Genomic DNA, 16312 nt, shown 5'->3' on the forward strand with positions numbered 1-16312 from the left:
CTAGGCTTCCTTGCTCGGGAGTACCAGGAGGCGGTGGCAGTATGGGCAGTGCGTAATTGACCTACCGTCATGGTTGAGGTCGCTCATGGACGATGCCTGCAGCGCGGTGTGGCAGACCGTGGGGATGTTGCCCTGGATGGTCTCGACGGCCAGCCCGCGGAACTGCTTGAGCAGGCGCTCGTAGTCGGTGAGCACGTCGGCCGGTAGCGTAGCGGCAAGCGCGGTGCGCTCCTTCGTGGCGGCGTCGATCTGAGCCTGCAGGTCGGCAGCCTTGGCGCGGGCGGCCTTGGTATCGGCCTTCACGCCCTCCTCGAACTTGGCGATGATCGCCTGCGCGCGGACCTCGCGGTCGAGCGCCTCCTTATGGGCGACAACGACGTCCTTGCGGGTGTGCTCGATCTTGTCCAGACGCTTGGCCAGGGTGGCGAGCTCATTCTCCAGGTCCTGAACCTCGCGGTAGTCGGAGCCGTCGACGTGACGCTTCTTGGCGGCCTCGATGGCGTTGTTGGTCTGAATCTCGGTGGTGTTGAGGTCGTCGATCTCAATGTCCAGGTCTTTGCGCTGGGCGTAGAGCTTGGTCATCTCGGCCTTGAGCTTCACATAGGTCTTGCGCTTGGAAGCGAGCTCCTTGAGCTCCGGCATATTGGAAAGTTCGCTCTTGTTGCGGGCGAGCTCCAAATCGATCTGTTGCAGCTTGAGTAGCGTAGCGCCGGCGCTCATAAGTTCTCTCCTTTTGTCACAGTCCACCATTGGCAAGGGTTCAGTATTTTAATCGCATGACGGGGGTCGACCCCGGCGTCAACTGCAGAGTTCATCAATATATCAACGAACGGCTCCTCAGAGCGGTCGTGGCCGAGCAAGATCACCGGCAGCCCGCGCAAGGCAAGGTCTTGCGCCACGTGGTAGCCGGCCTCTCCGGTCACAATAACATCTGCGCCTGCGGCGATGGCAAGCTCACCAAAATCGCCCAGGGAGCCGCCCAAAATGGCGACGGTTCGGCACGGGCTATCGGCCTCGCCCCACACGCGTGGGTCGCTGCCAAACACCGTGGCGGCGCGAGTGACAAGGTCGCGCAGGCTGCAGGGGTCGTTGAGCGTTGCAAGCGCGCCCAGGCCAGTCGCTTCGGGGTCGTCCACGTGCTCCAGCGAGCTTGCGGGCGCGGCGTCCAACAGCGTACTTAGGCAGACGCGTGCTTCGTGCGAGCGGTCCAGGTTGGTGTGGAGCGATATGATGCTCACGCCGCAACAGGCCGCCTCATAGAGCGCCGCGCTGCACTGGGGGCGTGCGGAATCCGACGGACAAAACGCCTCAGGCGCCTTGATGTAGATAGGATGATGCGTCAGCAGCACGTTGGCACCGGCATCTTGTGCGCGGCGAACATTAGCTTCGGTCGCATCGAGCGCGCAGGCCACGCCGGTAATCTCGGCGGCAGGGTCGCCCACGGAGAGCCCTACATGATCCCAGCCCTCGGCGTCCGTCTTGGGATAGCGCGTCAGCAGAGCGCGCTCAAGGTCGGCGACGATCATGCGGCACCCACAATCGACAGCAGCGCTTGGGCAAAGTCGTCCAGGTCAGCCGGGTTCATGCGGTCATCGAAGGAGATGCGCAGTGCGCCCAGCGCCTGCTCGCGACCAATGCCCATGGCGCTGAGCACGTGGCTCGGGTCCATGCTGCCGCTCGAACAAGCCGATCCGGCCGAAACCTCAAAGCCGGCGGCATCGAGCTTGACGATGAGTTCCTCTGAGTCCATGCCGTCGACGTAGATCGATACCATGCCGGGCAGACGATCGGCATGCGCGTAGTCGCCCATCGTGGCGTGAATGCGAGGATGGGTCGTAAGCGTGGCGTAGAGCTTATCGGATAAGGCCTGCAGCGTTGTGCGCTCCTGGGCAACATTCGGCAACAGCGCGGAAGCGGCAGCGGCAAAAGCCAGCTGCGTGCGCAGGTCCTGCGTGCCGGCACGACGACCGGCCTCCTGTCCGCCGCCAAAGATGCGCGGGCGCAGCGGCGTGCGGCTCTTAAGGTAGAGCGCGCCGGATGCCACGGGGCCGCCAATCTTGTGCGCTGCAACGGTCATAGCGTCAACTCCCAGCTCGGTGACATCGAGCGGAATATGTAAGTAGCCCTGGATGGCATCGGTATGAAACAAGGCGCCGGCAGCATGTGCGGCGGCGGCAAGCTCGCGGATGGGCTGCACCACGCCGGTTTCGTTGTTGGCGACCATAACGCTCACGAGCGCCACGTCGTCGCCTAGCAGTTCGACAAGCGCGGCGGGCTCAATGTAGCCCGCACGGCAGGGCTGCACCAGGTCGACGAAAAAGCCGGCGGCGCGCAGCAACGGCAGGTTGTCCAGAATCGAATCGTGCTCGATGGCCGAAACGATGACACGGTCGCGCTTGCGATCGCGCTGACGAGCGCCCTCGGCAAGTCCGAGGAGCGCCAGCTGGTTTGCCTCGGTGCCGCCGTTGGTCAAAATGATCTCGGACGGGCGGACGCGCGCGCCAAAGCTGCGGGCAATCTCGCGACGTGCCACTTCTAGGCGCGCAGCGGCCTTGCGCCCAAGCGAATGCAGCGAGTTGGGGTTGACGCCGGCAAGCTCGCTGTCGTCGTACTCGCGCTGCGCAAGGAGCGCCTCGGCGCGCATGGGCGTCGAGGCGGCATAGTCAAGATTCACGGGTATGCGGTTTTGACCTGCGGTCATAAGGGATTATGCCTCCTGTGCGGCCTCGTTGCCCAGCTTCTGCAGCAGCGCAACCTCGGCAGCGGGATCTTCGGACTTAAATACGGCAGAACCGGCCACGAGCACGTTGGCGCCGGCATTGACGACATCGGCGATGTTCTTGGAAGAGATGCCGCCGTCGACCTCGATGAGGGGCGAAACGCCGTGACGCTCGCACATGGCCTTGAGCTCGTGCAGTTTGGCAATGGTACCGGGAATAAAGCTCTGGCCGCCAAAGCCGGGGTTCACGCTCATGAGCAGCACCATGTCGACGACGTCGATGATGCTCTCGAGTACGCAGATGGGCGTGGCGGGGTTGAGCACCACGCCGGCTTTAACGCCGCGCTGCTGCAGGTGCGTGAGCGTGCGGTGCAGGTGCGTGGAGGCCTCGTAGTGCACGGTGATCATGTCGGCACCGGCGTCGGCGTACCAATCGACCGTCTCGTCGGGGTTCGACACCATGAGGTGCGCATCGACCGGCACGTTGGTAGAACGCTTGACAGCTTTGAGGATGTCAACGCCAAAGGTGAGGTTGCCGGTAAAGTGACCGTCCATAACGTCAAAGTGCACGTAGTCGGCACCGGCGATCTTGTCGAGCTCGCCCTTCAGGTTGGCCATGTCGGCCGAGAGGACGGATGGAGCGATTTTGATGGAACCCATGGTAGAAGCCTTTCTGCGCTAGTCGGTGAGTCCGTAGAACTCTTGAGAGGGGACGCGATCGGTAAGAATTTCGAGCGCCCTATCCAAGGTAACACCGTTGTAGAGCGTTTGCTCCACGGCAAAGGTAAGCGGAATGTCTACGCCCAGTGAACGGGCAAGTTCGCTGACGCTGCGGGCCGCGACGGCGCCCTCAACCACCATATGCGTGCGCTCCTGATACTCGTCGAGTGACACGCCGTGGGCAAACTCGTAGCCAAAGGTGCGGTTGCGCGAATGCTCTGAGGTGCAGGTGGCAATGAGGTCACCCATTCCAGCGAGTCCCATGCAGGTCATAGCTTGACCGCCGCGGGCGTGCACTAGACGGCTGATCTCGGCCAGGCCGCGCGTCATGATAAGGGCGAGCGTGTTGTCGCCTGCACCGGTGCCGGCGGAGATGCCGCACACGATGGCGATGACGTTTTTCATAGCGCCGCAGACCTCGACACCGGTCATGTCTTGCGACAGATAGATACGGAAGGCAGTGGACAGGAGCAGGTTCTTAAAGGTCTCCCCCACCTGCTGGTCCTCGCTGGCGATGACGGCGGCCGAAAGCCCGCCGCGGCAGATTTCCTCAGCATGGTTGGGGCCCGAAAGCGCCGCGACACGCGCCTCGTTGCCGATCTCGCTGGCGATGACCTCGCTCATGAGCAGGCCGGACTCGGGCTCAATGCCCTTGGTGAGGCAGAGCACCGGGGTATCGGCGGCGATAAAGGGCGCGGCCTGGTGGCACACGCTGCGAAGGTGCGTCGAAGGGACGGCAAAGATGATGGCCTCGGCGCCGTCGAGCGCCTGCGCCAGCTCCGTCGTGGCGACAACGTTTTTGGGCAGCTCGTAGCCCACCAGATACCGGGGATTGCGGTGCTCTCCATTGATGCCGGCGGCCGTCTGCTCGCTGTGTGCCCACATGGTCACGCGCTCGGCTCGCGCGGCGACAAGGCCGGCGACGGCGGTTCCCCAGGAGCCGGAGCCAATCAGCGCAACATTCATGACTCTCTCCTACTTATCGTCGGGCTCGGTGACGCGCTTGGTAAACGAGAGCTTGGACTCCTTACCGGCCATGAGCTTTTGGATATTCGAGCGATGGGCCCACACCACGGTGATGCCGATCATCGCCATGCAAAACTTGAGGCCCAGGCTGCTGTACGGAAAGACCGCGCAGGCAGCGATGGGAAGTCCGATGGCAGCGGCGAGCGAGCCCACCGACACATACTTGGTGATGGCGACGGCCACGATAAACATGCCTAGCAGCGACAGGCCAATAGGCCAGTACCAGGCGAGGATGACGCCCAGACCAACTGCGATACCCTTGCCGCCATGGAAGTTGAGGTAGGGCGAGAAGATATGGCCCCACACGGCTGCCAGGCAAATGACGCCGAGCATCCAGTCGCCAGGGGCACCGGGCGCCATAATGTTCGGCGGAAAGCCATAGCCCACGCTCGCGATGAGCGGACGCGCGATAAGGACGCAGATGGCGCCCTTAAGGCAGTCGAGCAGCAGGGTGAGCGTGGCCACCTTGGGACCGGCCACGCGCAGGGCGTTGGTGGTGCCGATGTTGCCGGAGCCCGCCTTACGGATGTCCGTGTGGTTGAACACGCGGCCCAGGATCAGGCCAAACGGAATCGCTCCGATAAAGAACGAGACCACGGCGCAGATGGCGGTCAGCAGAATCGGATTAAGCATCCTTTTGCTCCTTCTTCCTAAAGAAGAGTCGAATGGGCGTGCCGGCAAAGTCGAAGGTCGAGCGCATGCGGTTCTCCACGTAGCGCTGGTAGGTGTCGTTGACCAGGTCGCTGTGGTTAACGAAAAACGTGAACGTCGGCGGGTTGACGCCCGTCTGGGTCACGTAGTGCATGCGCAGGCGGCGCTTGCCGTCCACCACGGTATGGCCGAACTCGCGCAGGTCGGTGAGGAACGTGTTGAGGCGCGAGGTGCTGATCTTCTGCGAGCGCGTCTTTTCGGCTGCGTCGACCATTGCCCAGATCTTCTCCACGCTGCGGCCGGTCAGGGCAGAGATGCGCAGGTACTGGGCCCAGGGAGCCATGACGCCCAGACGGCGGTCGACGGTCTCCATGCAGGCCTCGCGCTTGCGGTCGTCGTCGAGTAGGTCCCACTTGTTGAGCAGCACCACGATGGCGCAACCGCGCTCGATGGCCAAGCCCATGACCTTCTGGTCCTGCTCGGTGACGCCCACGGAGGCGTCGACGACGAGCAGCGCCACGTCGGCGCGGTCGATGGCGCGTAGGCCGCGAACCATGGAGTAGTACTCGATGTTCTCGTAGACGGTGCTCTTTTTGCGGATGCCCGCAGTGTCGACCATGCGGTAGTGCTTGCCGTTGCGCTCGACGACCGTGTCGATGGCGTCGCGCGTGGTGCCGGCGATGTTCGAGACGATGGAGCGGTCGGCGCCCAGAATGCGGTTGAACAGCGAGGACTTACCGGCGTTGGGGCGGCCGATGATGGCCACGTTCAGCGCATCGGGGAACTCGTCGGCGACCTCGTCCTCTTCTTCCGGAAGCAAGGCCACGATATCGTCGAGCAGGTCGCCCGTGCCGTGGCCATGCAGGGCCGAAAGCGGCGTGGGCTCACCGATGCCGAGCGAATAGAACTCCCAGATGCTGTCGTTCTCGCGATCGGGATTGTCGAGCTTGTTCACCAGCAGAAAGACCGGCTTGTCGCAGCGCTTGAGCATGCGGGCGACCGACTCGTCCTCCTCGGTGACACCGGTGCGACCGTCGACCACAAACAGGATGACGGCGGCTTCCTCGGCGGCGGCGAGCGCCTGGTCGCGAATGGACGTTGCAAAGACATCGTCGCTCTTGAGCGGCTCGATACCGCCCGTGTCGACGATAGTGAACTCGCGGCCGTTCCAATCGGCCGTGTGATACGAGCGGTCGCGCGTGACGCCGCGGGACTCGTGGACGATGGCGTCCGAGGTCTGCGCCAGGCGGTTAACGAGCGTGGACTTGCCCACGTTGGGGCGTCCGACGACGGCGACGATAGGTTTCATCTGCTCTCCTTTAATGGGTAGGGTCAGCGGAATTAGTAGAGTCGGCAGGCACAATGCCAAGGATATGCTCCAGGGTATCGAGCAACTCATGCGGCATGGTCGATACCACATGAACCTCGGCGCCGCGACTGGTAAGGCTTGCGAGTAAATCGTCACGATGATACTCGTCAAGCGTCATGCCGTCAGCGTTGAACATGAGCTTAGGCACAAAGAGCATAACCCCCGAGATGTCCTGTGGCAGCTGCTCCAAGATGTCGCAGGCGACAATAAGCCCGGTCACGTCCACGTTACCGCCAAAGTAGCGGTTTTTGATGGCCGTGACGGAGCCCGCAAGGCCCTGCGGTGACTCCACAAAACGCGCCACCGTATCGCGCGCGCTGGCGCCCGAGAGGCACAGGAGACGCTGGCTCCGGGCTGCGAGAGCCTCGCGAACACGGGCGAGCCGCCCGGCATCGGCGACGAGCACGTCGTCCGTCTCGTCCAGATAGGAGCGGATCATGCCGATGCCGTCGTAGTACTGCGGGTAGCCGTCGTAGAAATCGGCCTCGGGCGGCTCGATGCCGGCGTCCAGATAGAACTCGTCGCTCATCTGGAAGGTGTGGCGGCCAAAGCGCTCGAAGGCACGGTCCTGGAAGGGCCGGATCATGTCGATGGTCTCGCGCGCCAGCTCGGGCTTGTCGCTGTAGGACCAGCTAAAGCGATTCTGGTGTTTGGTAAATCCAAGGGGCACAATGCCCAGGCTGGTGATTTGCTCGTGCTCCTCGCAAAAGCGCAGGGTCTTCTGCAGCTCCTCGCCGTCGTTCATGCCGGGGCACAGCACGATCTGCGCGTGGATTTCGATGCCGGCGGCCATGATGGCCTCGAGCACGTCCATGCCACGTTGGGCGTTTCGGCCCATCATGCGGCGGCGGATATCTGGGCTCACGGCATGGACCGACACGTTCATGGGGCTCATGTTGCGCTCGATGACGTTTTGCACGTCCTCGTCGGAGAGGTTCGTGAGCGTGACAAAGTTGCCCTGCAAAAAGCTCAGACGATAGTCGTCATCGCGAATATAAAGCGTGGAGCGACCGCCCTTGGGCAGCATGGTCATAAAGCAAAACACGCAGGCGTTGACGCAGGTACGCATGCCATCAAAGATGGGGCCATCGAACTCCAGGCCCCAGTCCTCGCCGGGAAAGCGGTCGAGCTCGACGGGGGTGACGGTGCCGTCGCGTGGATCGAATACCTCCAGCTCGACGGTGTCGTCGTCGGCCTCCCAGAGCCACACGATCATGTCGGTGAGCTGCTCGCCGTTGACCGTGAGCACGCGCATGCCCGGCTCGATACCCACATCCCACGCGGGCGATTCGGGACGTACGTTCTTTACGAGCGCGCCCTCACCCGGCTCGGGGTCGCGGCTGCGCCCGTAATCAGCCACCTCGGCGGCGTATGCGGGTACGGTCTGGTCCATGGTTAGCGGCAAAGCTCCTTGATGCGCGTGACGGCGCGTTCGATGTGTTCTTGCGGGGTGGAGGCTCCGGCGGTGATGCCGATGTGGCGAGCGTCGGTAAACCACGCGGCCTGGAGCTCGGAAGCTTCCTCGATGTGATACGTGCGCTTGCAGGCGTCTGCGCAAATCTGCGCCAGGCGGCGGGTGTTGCCCGAGTTCTTGCCGCCCACCACGACCATGCAGTCGCAGCGGTTGGCAAGTGTGGCCGCTGCCTGTTGACGCTCACTCGTGGCGGCGCAGATGGTGTTGATCACACGCAGTTCCTGCACGCGCGGCGTGATAGCGGCCACGACCTCGGCGAGGTTCTGCGCGGTCTGGGTGGTCTGTACGACGAGGCCTACCTTGCCCTTGAGCGGCAGGGCCTCGGCGTCGGCGGCACAGCTCACGACCTGCGCATCATTGCCGGCGTGGCCCAGGATGCCCTCGACTTCGGGGTGGCCCGGCTCGCCCACGACTACCACGCGGTAGCCCTCGCGTACCAGGCGCTCGGCTGCCACATGGACCTTCTTCACGTAGGGGCAGGTGGCGTCGACGACGTTAAGGCCACGCTCGCGAGCGGCATCGATGACCTGCGGCACCACGCCGTGGGCGCGGATGATCACGGTGCCCGATGTGGCGTCGTCCAAGGTGTCGGCCAGACCGACGCCTGCCTCGGCGAGCTCGCGCACCACGATCGGGTTATGGATGAGCGGTCCCAGCGTGTGGACCTGAACGCTCTCCCCTGCCTGCGGCGCGGCGGCTAGCGCCATATCGAGCGCACGCTGTACGCCATAGCAAGTGCCGGCGTGGGCTGCGATCTCGATAGTGGGCGCGTTGTCCTGGTCGGACGTAGTCGCGGCAGTGTTTGTCACGTTGTCGCTCATGGCTAGAACCTGCCCGGATGCTCAGCGCACAGCTCGTCGCGCATCTTATAGACACGGTTCATGGCTTCGGATTCAAACCAGGCCAAGCGCTCCGTGCGTTTAAGCCCGGCGGGCGCGTCGGAAAGCGAGACGGCCTTGCCGGCGCGGATCCAGCACTTCTTGGGACGCATGAGCATTTTGCCCGCAGGCGTGATGTCGGACCAGCCACAGATGGCGAGCGGGTTGACGGGCGCCTTGCCCATCTGAGCGATGAGCGCAAAACCGCCGTGGACCTCGGGCTTGATCTCGCGCGAGCGGATGCGCGTGCCCTCGGGGAAGATCAGGACGTCCTCGCCGCGCTGCAGGGCATGCTGGGCGGCACGCAGGCACTTCATGTCGGCCGTGCCGCGCTCCACGGGAATGCCGCCCACGCGGCTAAAGGCCCAGCGCACAATCTTGCTCTTGGCGAACTCGGATTTAAAGATGGGACGAATGCGGCGGCCCCCAAAGAACAGCGCCGTCTCCACGGCCAAGAGCTCGGCCATCGAGGTGTGGTTGCAGATGACCACGCTGCCGCGGTCGTCCTGGCGCTCAAACAGCAGGTCGGCATCCTCGACCTTCCAACGCCACATGAGCTTGGAGAAAGCCCAAAGGATGGCCATGACCACGAAGACGGTGCCGCGGATGAGCGCGGGGAACTCGGCATAAGGGGCGTTGTAGTAATCCTCGGGCGTCTGCTTAAACAGGCGCATGGGCTACCTCCTTTGGTTGATAAGGTCCTCGATTATCGAGACGACCTCGTCGATGGTGTGGGCGGTGGAGTCGACGTGCACGGCGTCCTCGGCGGGCACGAGCGGGGCGACCTCGCGGCTGCTGTCGAGCTTGTCGCGCTGTTTAAGGGCGTCGAGGGTCTCGTCGACCTCGGCCTCGAGTTGCGCGGGCGTGAGCGGCTGGGCGTCGTTTTGGTGGCGCTGCAGCACGCGGCGGCGGGCGCGCTCGCGCGGGTCGGCGGTCAGAAAGACCTTCATCTGAGCGTTGGGGAACACGACGGTGCCGATGTCGCGACCCTCGGCAACGATGTCGCGGTCCTCGGCGGCGCGGCGCTGGTGGATGAGCATGGCAGCGCGTACGCCTGGGTAGGCCGAGACCTTGGACACGTTGGCGTCTACCTGCGGGGTACGAATGGCGGCCGAAGCGTCCTGGCCGTCAATGGTCAGGCGCGTGTCCTCGCCGGTGCCGTTGGTAAAGCGAATCTCGATCTGCTCGGCGAGGGCGTCGATGGCCGCCTCGTCGTCCAGATCGACGCCGCGGTCGAGCGCGGCGAAGGTGACGGCGCGATACATGGCGCCCGTGTCGAGCTTGTTAAAGCCCAGCTGGCGGGCGATCTCCTTGGCGATGGTGGACTTGCCGGAACCGGCGGGGCCGTCGATGGCGACGATCATGCAATGCTTCCTTTCGGTGGTTGATGTGCTGGTATGGTTCGCGGGCGTTGGGGCACGGCGGGTTGCCTAGCCCGTATAGCGCTCGCGGTAGGTGTTGCGCTTGGGTGCGGAGCCGTGGCTGCCGTGGTGACGCGTGCGGCTGGCGGTGTTGGTCGCCGGCGCGGCACCGCGCTTGCCGACGGCCTGCTTAGGCGGGATGCCGCCGCCTTTGAGGATCTGCACCTCGCAGTCGGTGAGCTCGCGCCACGAGCCCTTGGCCACACCCTCGAGCTCAAGGCCGGCAAAGTTGCAGCGATGCAGACGGATTACCGGATGGTGAATCTTGCTCAACATACGCTTAACTTGATTCTTGCGGCCCTCGCGGATGATGACCTCCACGGCGGTGGTGCCGGGCTTGATGCCTTGCGGAGCCACGGCCTCGGCCTCGCGCGCGTTGATGATGCGGCAGATTGCCGGCTGGCACAGGCCGTCGTCGAGCTCTATGCCGCGACGCAGCGGCGTGAGATCGCGGTCGATCAGCTGCCCGTCCACGAGTGCCTGGTAGGTCTTGTAGACGTGCTTGCTGGGGTGCAGCAGATCCTGCGACAGGTCGCCGTCGGTGGTAAAGAGCAAAAGGCCCGTGGTGTCGCGGTCCAGGCGGCCCACCGGGAAAAGTCCCGGAAAGCGGTCGCGGGGGACCAGGTCCGCCACACAGGGACGCTCCTGCGGGTCGCTCATGGTGGTGAGGTAGCCGGTCGGCTTGTAGAGCATCAGGTACACGGCGCCCTGGTTGAGTTTGACGGGCATGCCGTCGACCTCGATGTGATCGCGGTCGACATCGACCTTGGTACCTAGTTCGGTCGCGACCTGGCCGTTGACGGTCACGCGGCCGGCGGTCATCAGGTCCTCCGAGCCACGGCGGCTCGCCACGCCCGCACGCGCCAAAAAGCGCTGCAGGCGCATGGTGTGCGGATAGACGGGCTGGGCGTCGGTTGTGGGTACTGCGTTGCCCATGGCGCGCGTCTCCCCTATTTCGTTAGTCCTCGTCATGCATATCCTCCGAGGTATCACCGGCTGCCAGAAGCTCCTCGACATCGGTGTCCTCAACATCGGTATCGAGCAGTTCGCGCTCTTCGTCTAGGTCCTCGGCCTGCTCCTCGAGCGTGGACTGAATACTGCGGCCGCTCAGGCGCTCGCGGATAAACTGGCGCGACTGCTCGTCGGGGGCAAACTGCTCCAGGTCGGGCAGGTCGCGGGTGGAGCGCAGACCGAACTTTTCCAAGAAGGCGTTGGTCGTGCCGTAAATGATGGCCTGACCGCGCTGGGGGTCGCGGCCGAGCTCACGCACCAGACCCTTGTCCACGAGCGACGCGATGACACCGTCGGAATTGACGCCGCGGATGCCCTTGACCACCTCGCGCGTCACGGGCTGGTGGTATGCAATCACGGCCAGGGTCTCGAGTGCCGCCTGCGACAGCTTTTGCGTGTCCCAGCTCAACACATAGGCCTCGACCACGTCGTGGTAGGCGGGGTGCGTAAACAGGCGCCAGCCGCCGGCGACCTCGCGCAGCTGAAAGCCGCGGTTGGCCTCCTCGTACTCAACCTTGAGCTCGGCGAGCAGCGACGCGCACTCGCCGGGGGCGATATCCAGTGCGCCGGCCAGCGCGGGCGCACTCACCGGGTCGCTCGACACCAGCAGCAGCGCCTCGAGAGCGCCTTTGAGGCTGTTTGCCTCTAGCGTGGAAAGGGTTGACATGGTTGCCGCTCCTATTCGGTGAGCTCGGGGCCCTCGCCGGGCACGTATGCCTCGGCTCCCTCGACTCGGTTGATTTGAATGGTTCCAAAGATTTCATCCTGACTCAGCGTAAGCGAGCCGCGCTTGGCGAGCTCGAGCATGGCCAGGAAGGTGACAACGAGCTGCTCGGTGGTGGCGTCGCCGTCCAACAGCTCGCGGAAGGTGCAGGTTTGGTGCGCCATGGTAAAGCGGTCGACAGAGGCCACGGTCAGGTCGAGCGGCACGCGATGCGGCGCCACATGCTCGGCCTCCAGCAGGAAGGTCTGGCGCTTGCCGTCCAGGTCGGCACAGATGACGGCCAGGCCGCGCAGGGTGATGCCAGCCAGGTAGTCGGGCATGAGCCCTAGGAACTCGGGGTCGGGGCCGGCCACACGCGGATGCATACGGCTTTCGGCTTGCATGCGGGCACCGAGGGCCGCAGCCGCGCCTTTAAACTGCTTGTAGGCAATCAGGCGCTGGATCAGGACCTCGCGCAAGGCGTCGCCGTCGAGCGCGCTGAGTTCCTCCAGGTCCTCGTCGTCCTCGTCATCGTCGTCTGTCTTGCGCGGGGCTTCCTGGGGCACCAGCGAGGCGGCCTTGATGTCCAAAAGAGTTGCCGCGACCAGCAGAAAGTCGCTCGCCACGTCCAGGTCCAGCGCCTCGATGCGCTCCACCTCGGCAAGGTACTGCTCGGCCACCTCGCTGATGGAGATGGCGCCGATATCTACTTTTTGTCGGGTTACCAGCTGCAGCAGCAGGTCGAAAGGTCCGCTGTAGACCTGCGTCGACACGCGATACGACATCTTCGACCTCCTTTGACGGCGCCTTCGCGGCGCGGTTTGGGTGCATGTTACGACCGTTTTGCACGGTCGACCTGTAAGTTTACCTTAGATGCCGGCGATTGCGAAGTTGAGCAGCTGCTCAGCAAGCGGATACACGGTAACGTCGAAATAGCGGCCAATCACGTCGAGTCCTGTCCACATGGGCAGCAGGTACAGCACGATGATAAGGATCGGCATGGCGTATTGCTGCAGGCGGTAGTAGTTGGCGAGCGCCTTGCCTTTGAGGAACGGCACGATGATCGACGAGCCGTCGAGCGGCGGGATCGGGATGAGGTTAAAAAACGCGAGTGACAGGTTGACCACGATAAACGTGGCGCCGAAGTTCATGATCTGTGATGCCACGGCAAAGGACATGCTGGTGTAGAGGTTGCCGTACGTTGCGTGCATGAGGGCGGCCGCGAGGCACGCGAGGGCGATGTTCGACGCAGGGCCGGCCACGCTCACCAGGACCTCGTCGCGCTTGGGGTGCTTGAGGTTGTTGAGATAGACGGGCACGGGCTTGGCGAAGGCGAACACCGGGCCGCCGGCGGCAAGCATGAGCAGCGGCAAGATGATGGTGCCAAACGGGTCGATATGGTTGAGCGGGTTGAGCGACACGCGACCGCGCGAACGCGCCGTCTTGTCGCCGAGTGCCCAGGCCGCGGCGGCGTGCGCGCTCTCGTGGATCACGATGCCGACGATGACGGCGACGGCGCTGGCAAGCAGGTTCATGAGGTAGCTGCTGGACATATCGCTCCCCTAGCGGACGCGGCGCGAGGCGCGCGTGAGCAGGTAGTCGGCCACAAACAGGATGACAGCGACGATGGCGTAATCCAGGCGGAAGACGCCGCCAAAGGGCGACGTGATGACACCGTAGCCGGCGATGGCGCTCGGCAGCGCGCGTGAAAGCTCAACGACAAAGCCTACGATCTGCAGCTTGGCGGTCAGGCCGCTAAAGCACAGCAGCACGGTCATCGCGCTCATAAAGATGCCGCAGATGCGACAGGCGATGGCGATGATGCTCATCGCCACGGCAGCGGCCTTACGAGAGTTCACGCGCGGTCTCCTCTTCGATCTGGGTGGAAAGCTCCAGCCATTCGTCCTCGAGCTTGGGTAACTCTTGCTTAAGGCCGTTATATTCCCCCAGCGCAGCGTTGAACTTGTCCTGATCGGCATAAAGCTCTTCGCTGGCCATCAATTCCATAAGCTCGTCATAGCGGGCGCGCTTTTTGTCGAGCTCCGTCTCGATCTTCTTGAGCTGGTTGCGCACGCCCTTGAGCTTTTTGTTGAGCGCGGCGCGGGCCTGGGCCTCGGCGCGCTTTTGCTCCTTGGTCTTTTTGCCCTCGGCCGGCTTGGGGGCGGCGGCGGGCGCATCGGGCTGGGCCGCGGTGACCTTAGCGGACTTGATCGCGCCCGGTGCGCTCCCCCCTGCCGCCTCGGCGGCGCGGGCCGCGAGGTCCTCGCGCTTGTAGAGGTAGTAGTCGTAGTTGCCGTCGTAGACCGTGACCTTGCCATCGCGGATGTCGATGACGCGGTTGGCCACGGCGCGTACCAGGTGCTCGTCGTGGCTGATCAGCACGATGGTGCCGGGGAAGTTTTGCAGGGCGTTCTCGAGCATGTCCACCGAGTCGATGTCCAGGTGGTTGGTGGGCTCGTCCAGGCACAGGAGCGCCTCGGGGGCCACAAGCATCTTTGCCAGGGCCAGACGCGCCTTTTCACCTCCGGAGAGGACGCGGACCTGCTTCTCGATGGAATCGTTGTCGCTAAACAGGAAGGCACCCAGCAGGCTGCGCTGCTGCGGCACGGTCCACTTGGGCGTGACGGTGTCGATCTCTTGCAGGACGGTATTGGACTCGGTCATGCCCTCGAGCGCGTGCTGGGCGTAATAGGCGACGCCCACGTTGGTGCCTAGGTCGCGGGTGCCGGTGGTGGGCGGCTCCAGGCCGGCGAGGATCTTCATGAGCGTGGACTTGCCGGCGCCGTTGGGGCCGACGAGCGCCACGTGCTCGCCGCGGTAGAGCTTGAGGTTGATATCGCTGTAGATGTGCTTGTCGCCGTAGGACTTGGACACACCCTCGAGGCCCACGACCATGTCGCCCGAGCGCGGCGGGTCGGGGAATTTAAAGTCGATGTGCTTGTGGCCCTCGGGCAGGATGACGAGCTCCTTTTTGATCTGCTCAATCTTGCGGATGCGCTCCTGAGCTTGGGCGGCCTTGGTGGGCTTGTAGCGGAACTTGTCAACGAAGACCTGCATGTGGGCGATGTCTCGCTCTTGGGCGGCGCGCTTGGCACGCATCTGCTCCAGGTTGTCCTCGCGCTGCTTGAGGTAGCTGCTGTAGTTGCCGGTGTAGGTGGTTACGCGACGGTTTTCGAGTGCGGCGACGTGGTCGACGCAGGCGTCCATGAAGGCGCGGTCGTGGCTGACAATTAGGACGGCGCCGTCGTAGTTGGCGATAAAGCCGCGCAGCCACTGAACGCTTTCGAGGTCCAGGTGGTTGGTGGGCTCGTCCAGAAGCAGCAGGTCTGGGTGGCGCAGGAAGAGCTTGGCAAGCGCGATACGCATCTGCCAGCCGCCCGAGAACTCGGAGCACGGGCGCTCAAAGTCGGTGACCTTAAAGCCCAGGCCGGACAGGATCTTGCGGGCGTTGCTTTCGAGCTCGTAGCCGCCCAGGTGCTCAAAGCGGTCCTGGACCTGGCCGTACTCATTAAGGAGTGCGTCGACGTCCTTGCCTTGCTCGGAGAGCTCGGTGATCTGGGCCTGCAGCTCGTTGGCGCGCTCGCCCATGCGGCGGATTTCTTTAGCGGCTGCCATGACCTCGGCGAGGATGGTGGTGTCCTTGTGCTCCAGGTTGGTTTCCTGCTCTAGGTAGCCCACCTGGCAGTCCTTGGCGTACTGGACCTGGCCGGCGTCGGGGCTGTCGATTCCCATGATGATTTTGAGCATGGTGGTTTTACCGGCGCCGTTGGGGCCCACGAGCGCAAAGCGCTCGCCGGGGTTGATCTGGAAGGACGCGCCGCTAAAGAGGACGCGCGCGCCGAAGCTTTTTTCGATCTTGTCTACCAGGAGGATCATGGTGCCGCCTTTGACCTTGTGTGTCTATATGAAAAAAGGCCCCAACTTGCGTTGGAGCCTCATTCAATGCTCGGGTGGAGACGAGGGGGATCGAACCCCTGACCTCTTGACTGCCAGTCAAGCGCTCTCCCAGCTGAGCTACGCCCCCGTGCGAAGAAGTACTATACGGGAACTCCCCCGCCGATGCAAGGACAATTTTGGAAAATTTCTCAGTCGCGGCGCGTGCCGCCATCCGCCCAACGCCCGTCTTGCCGGCGCCAGGCCCATTACCGGGGCCGACCGCGCCCCCGCCCACCCGGCGACCTCAAAACCATGCCGGTTTACGGGGCCGGGCCGGGAACCCCCGAGCATGCCGTAATCGGTAAAATCAAAACCGCAGGTAGACGACTTGCGCATTCCGTGAAATGCAGGGCATGGACGGCCGGCCCGGGTCCAGCCCCGTAATCCGGCATAGTTTTGAAATG

17 protein-coding genes and 1 tRNA gene are annotated in these 16312 nt (G+C 63.8%); all 18 read right to left on the minus strand.

Annotated features, from left to right (window positions below):
* The 18 genes from DXB98_RS00685 to DXB98_RS00770 all read right to left on the minus strand — a co-directional run bounded on the left by DXB98_RS00685 (position 1) and on the right by DXB98_RS00770 (position 15996).
* Positions 1 to 720 (minus strand): zinc ribbon domain-containing protein, encoded by a 720-nt coding sequence (locus tag DXB98_RS00685; RefSeq protein ID WP_117742767.1) that lies wholly within the window; start codon positions 718 to 720, stop codon positions 1 to 3.
* The gene (locus DXB98_RS00690; protein ID WP_117742768.1) at positions 717 to 1526 is read right to left on the minus strand and encodes a Nif3-like dinuclear metal center hexameric protein; all 810 of its coding nucleotides are present in this window, start codon (positions 1524 to 1526) and stop codon (positions 717 to 719) included. Before DXB98_RS00690 ends, DXB98_RS00685 begins: the two co-directional genes overlap by 4 nt.
* A complete protein-coding gene (locus DXB98_RS00695; RefSeq protein ID WP_117742769.1) occupies positions 1523 to 2701 on the minus strand; it encodes a cysteine desulfurase family protein in 1179 nt (392 codons plus the stop codon). The genes DXB98_RS00690 and DXB98_RS00695 overlap by 4 nt, the downstream gene beginning before the upstream one ends.
* Positions 2702 to 2707: 6 nt before the next feature.
* Positions 2708 to 3379, minus strand: coding sequence for a ribulose-phosphate 3-epimerase (gene rpe, locus DXB98_RS00700; protein ID WP_117742770.1), 672 nt, complete (start codon positions 3377 to 3379; stop codon positions 2708 to 2710).
* An 18-nt stretch (positions 3380 to 3397) separates the two neighbouring features.
* Positions 3398 to 4405 (minus strand): NAD(P)H-dependent glycerol-3-phosphate dehydrogenase, encoded by a 1008-nt coding sequence (locus DXB98_RS00705; RefSeq protein ID WP_117742771.1) that lies wholly within the window; start codon positions 4403 to 4405, stop codon positions 3398 to 3400.
* 9 nt (positions 4406 to 4414) lie between these two features.
* Positions 4415 to 5098 carry a glycerol-3-phosphate 1-O-acyltransferase PlsY gene (gene plsY / locus DXB98_RS00710; RefSeq protein WP_117742772.1) on the minus strand — a complete coding sequence of 228 codons (684 nt, stop codon included), beginning with the start codon at positions 5096 to 5098 and terminating at the stop codon, positions 4415 to 4417.
* On the minus strand, positions 5091 to 6425 hold the full coding sequence (der, locus tag DXB98_RS00715) for a ribosome biogenesis GTPase Der (RefSeq protein WP_099431760.1): 1335 nt from the start codon (positions 6423 to 6425) through the stop codon (positions 5091 to 5093). Before der ends, plsY begins: the two co-directional genes overlap by 8 nt.
* A 10-nt stretch (positions 6426 to 6435) precedes the next feature.
* Positions 6436 to 7878 (minus strand): DUF512 domain-containing protein, encoded by a 1443-nt coding sequence (locus DXB98_RS00720; RefSeq protein ID WP_117742773.1) that lies wholly within the window; start codon positions 7876 to 7878, stop codon positions 6436 to 6438.
* 2 nt (positions 7879 to 7880) lie between these two features.
* Positions 7881 to 8780 carry a 4-hydroxy-3-methylbut-2-enyl diphosphate reductase gene (locus DXB98_RS00725; RefSeq protein WP_117742774.1) on the minus strand — a complete coding sequence of 300 codons (900 nt, stop codon included), beginning with the start codon at positions 8778 to 8780 and terminating at the stop codon, positions 7881 to 7883.
* Positions 8781 to 8782: 2 nt separating this feature from the next.
* Complete coding sequence (locus DXB98_RS00730) at positions 8783 to 9511, minus strand: lysophospholipid acyltransferase family protein (protein WP_117742775.1); 729 nt, start codon at positions 9509 to 9511, stop codon at positions 8783 to 8785.
* A 3-nt stretch (positions 9512 to 9514) separates the two neighbouring features.
* Positions 9515 to 10201 (minus strand): (d)CMP kinase, encoded by a 687-nt coding sequence (gene cmk, locus DXB98_RS00735; RefSeq protein WP_117742776.1) that lies wholly within the window; start codon positions 10199 to 10201, stop codon positions 9515 to 9517.
* 66 nt (positions 10202 to 10267) lie between these two features.
* Positions 10268 to 11230 carry a pseudouridine synthase gene (locus DXB98_RS00740; RefSeq protein WP_369831378.1) on the minus strand — a complete coding sequence of 321 codons (963 nt, stop codon included), beginning with the start codon at positions 11228 to 11230 and terminating at the stop codon, positions 10268 to 10270.
* Positions 11217 to 11936, minus strand: a complete 720-nt coding sequence (scpB, locus tag DXB98_RS00745) for an SMC-Scp complex subunit ScpB (RefSeq protein ID WP_117742778.1) — start codon at positions 11934 to 11936, stop codon at positions 11217 to 11219. Before scpB ends, DXB98_RS00740 begins: the two co-directional genes overlap by 14 nt.
* 11 nt (positions 11937 to 11947) lie before the next feature.
* The gene (locus tag DXB98_RS00750; RefSeq protein WP_117742779.1) at positions 11948 to 12757 is read right to left on the minus strand and encodes a ScpA family protein; all 810 of its coding nucleotides are present in this window, start codon (positions 12755 to 12757) and stop codon (positions 11948 to 11950) included.
* 84 nt (positions 12758 to 12841) lie between these two features.
* On the minus strand, positions 12842 to 13525 hold the full coding sequence (locus DXB98_RS00755; protein WP_117742780.1) for a site-2 protease family protein: 684 nt from the start codon (positions 13523 to 13525) through the stop codon (positions 12842 to 12844).
* Positions 13526 to 13534: 9 nt separating this feature from the next.
* The gene (locus DXB98_RS00760) at positions 13535 to 13831 is read right to left on the minus strand and encodes a hypothetical protein (RefSeq protein ID WP_164473297.1); all 297 of its coding nucleotides are present in this window, start codon (positions 13829 to 13831) and stop codon (positions 13535 to 13537) included.
* Complete coding sequence (locus DXB98_RS00765) at positions 13818 to 15848, minus strand: ABC-F family ATP-binding cassette domain-containing protein (protein ID WP_117742781.1); 2031 nt, start codon at positions 15846 to 15848, stop codon at positions 13818 to 13820. The genes DXB98_RS00760 and DXB98_RS00765 overlap by 14 nt, the downstream gene beginning before the upstream one ends.
* 75 nt (positions 15849 to 15923) lie before the next feature.
* Positions 15924 to 15996, minus strand: a tRNA-Ala gene (locus DXB98_RS00770).
* Positions 15997 to 16312: the final 316 nt, after the last annotated feature.

The sequence above is a fragment of the Collinsella sp. OM07-12 genome (genome assembly GCF_003438275.1).
Classification (GTDB): Bacteria; Actinomycetota; Coriobacteriia; order Coriobacteriales; family Coriobacteriaceae; genus Collinsella.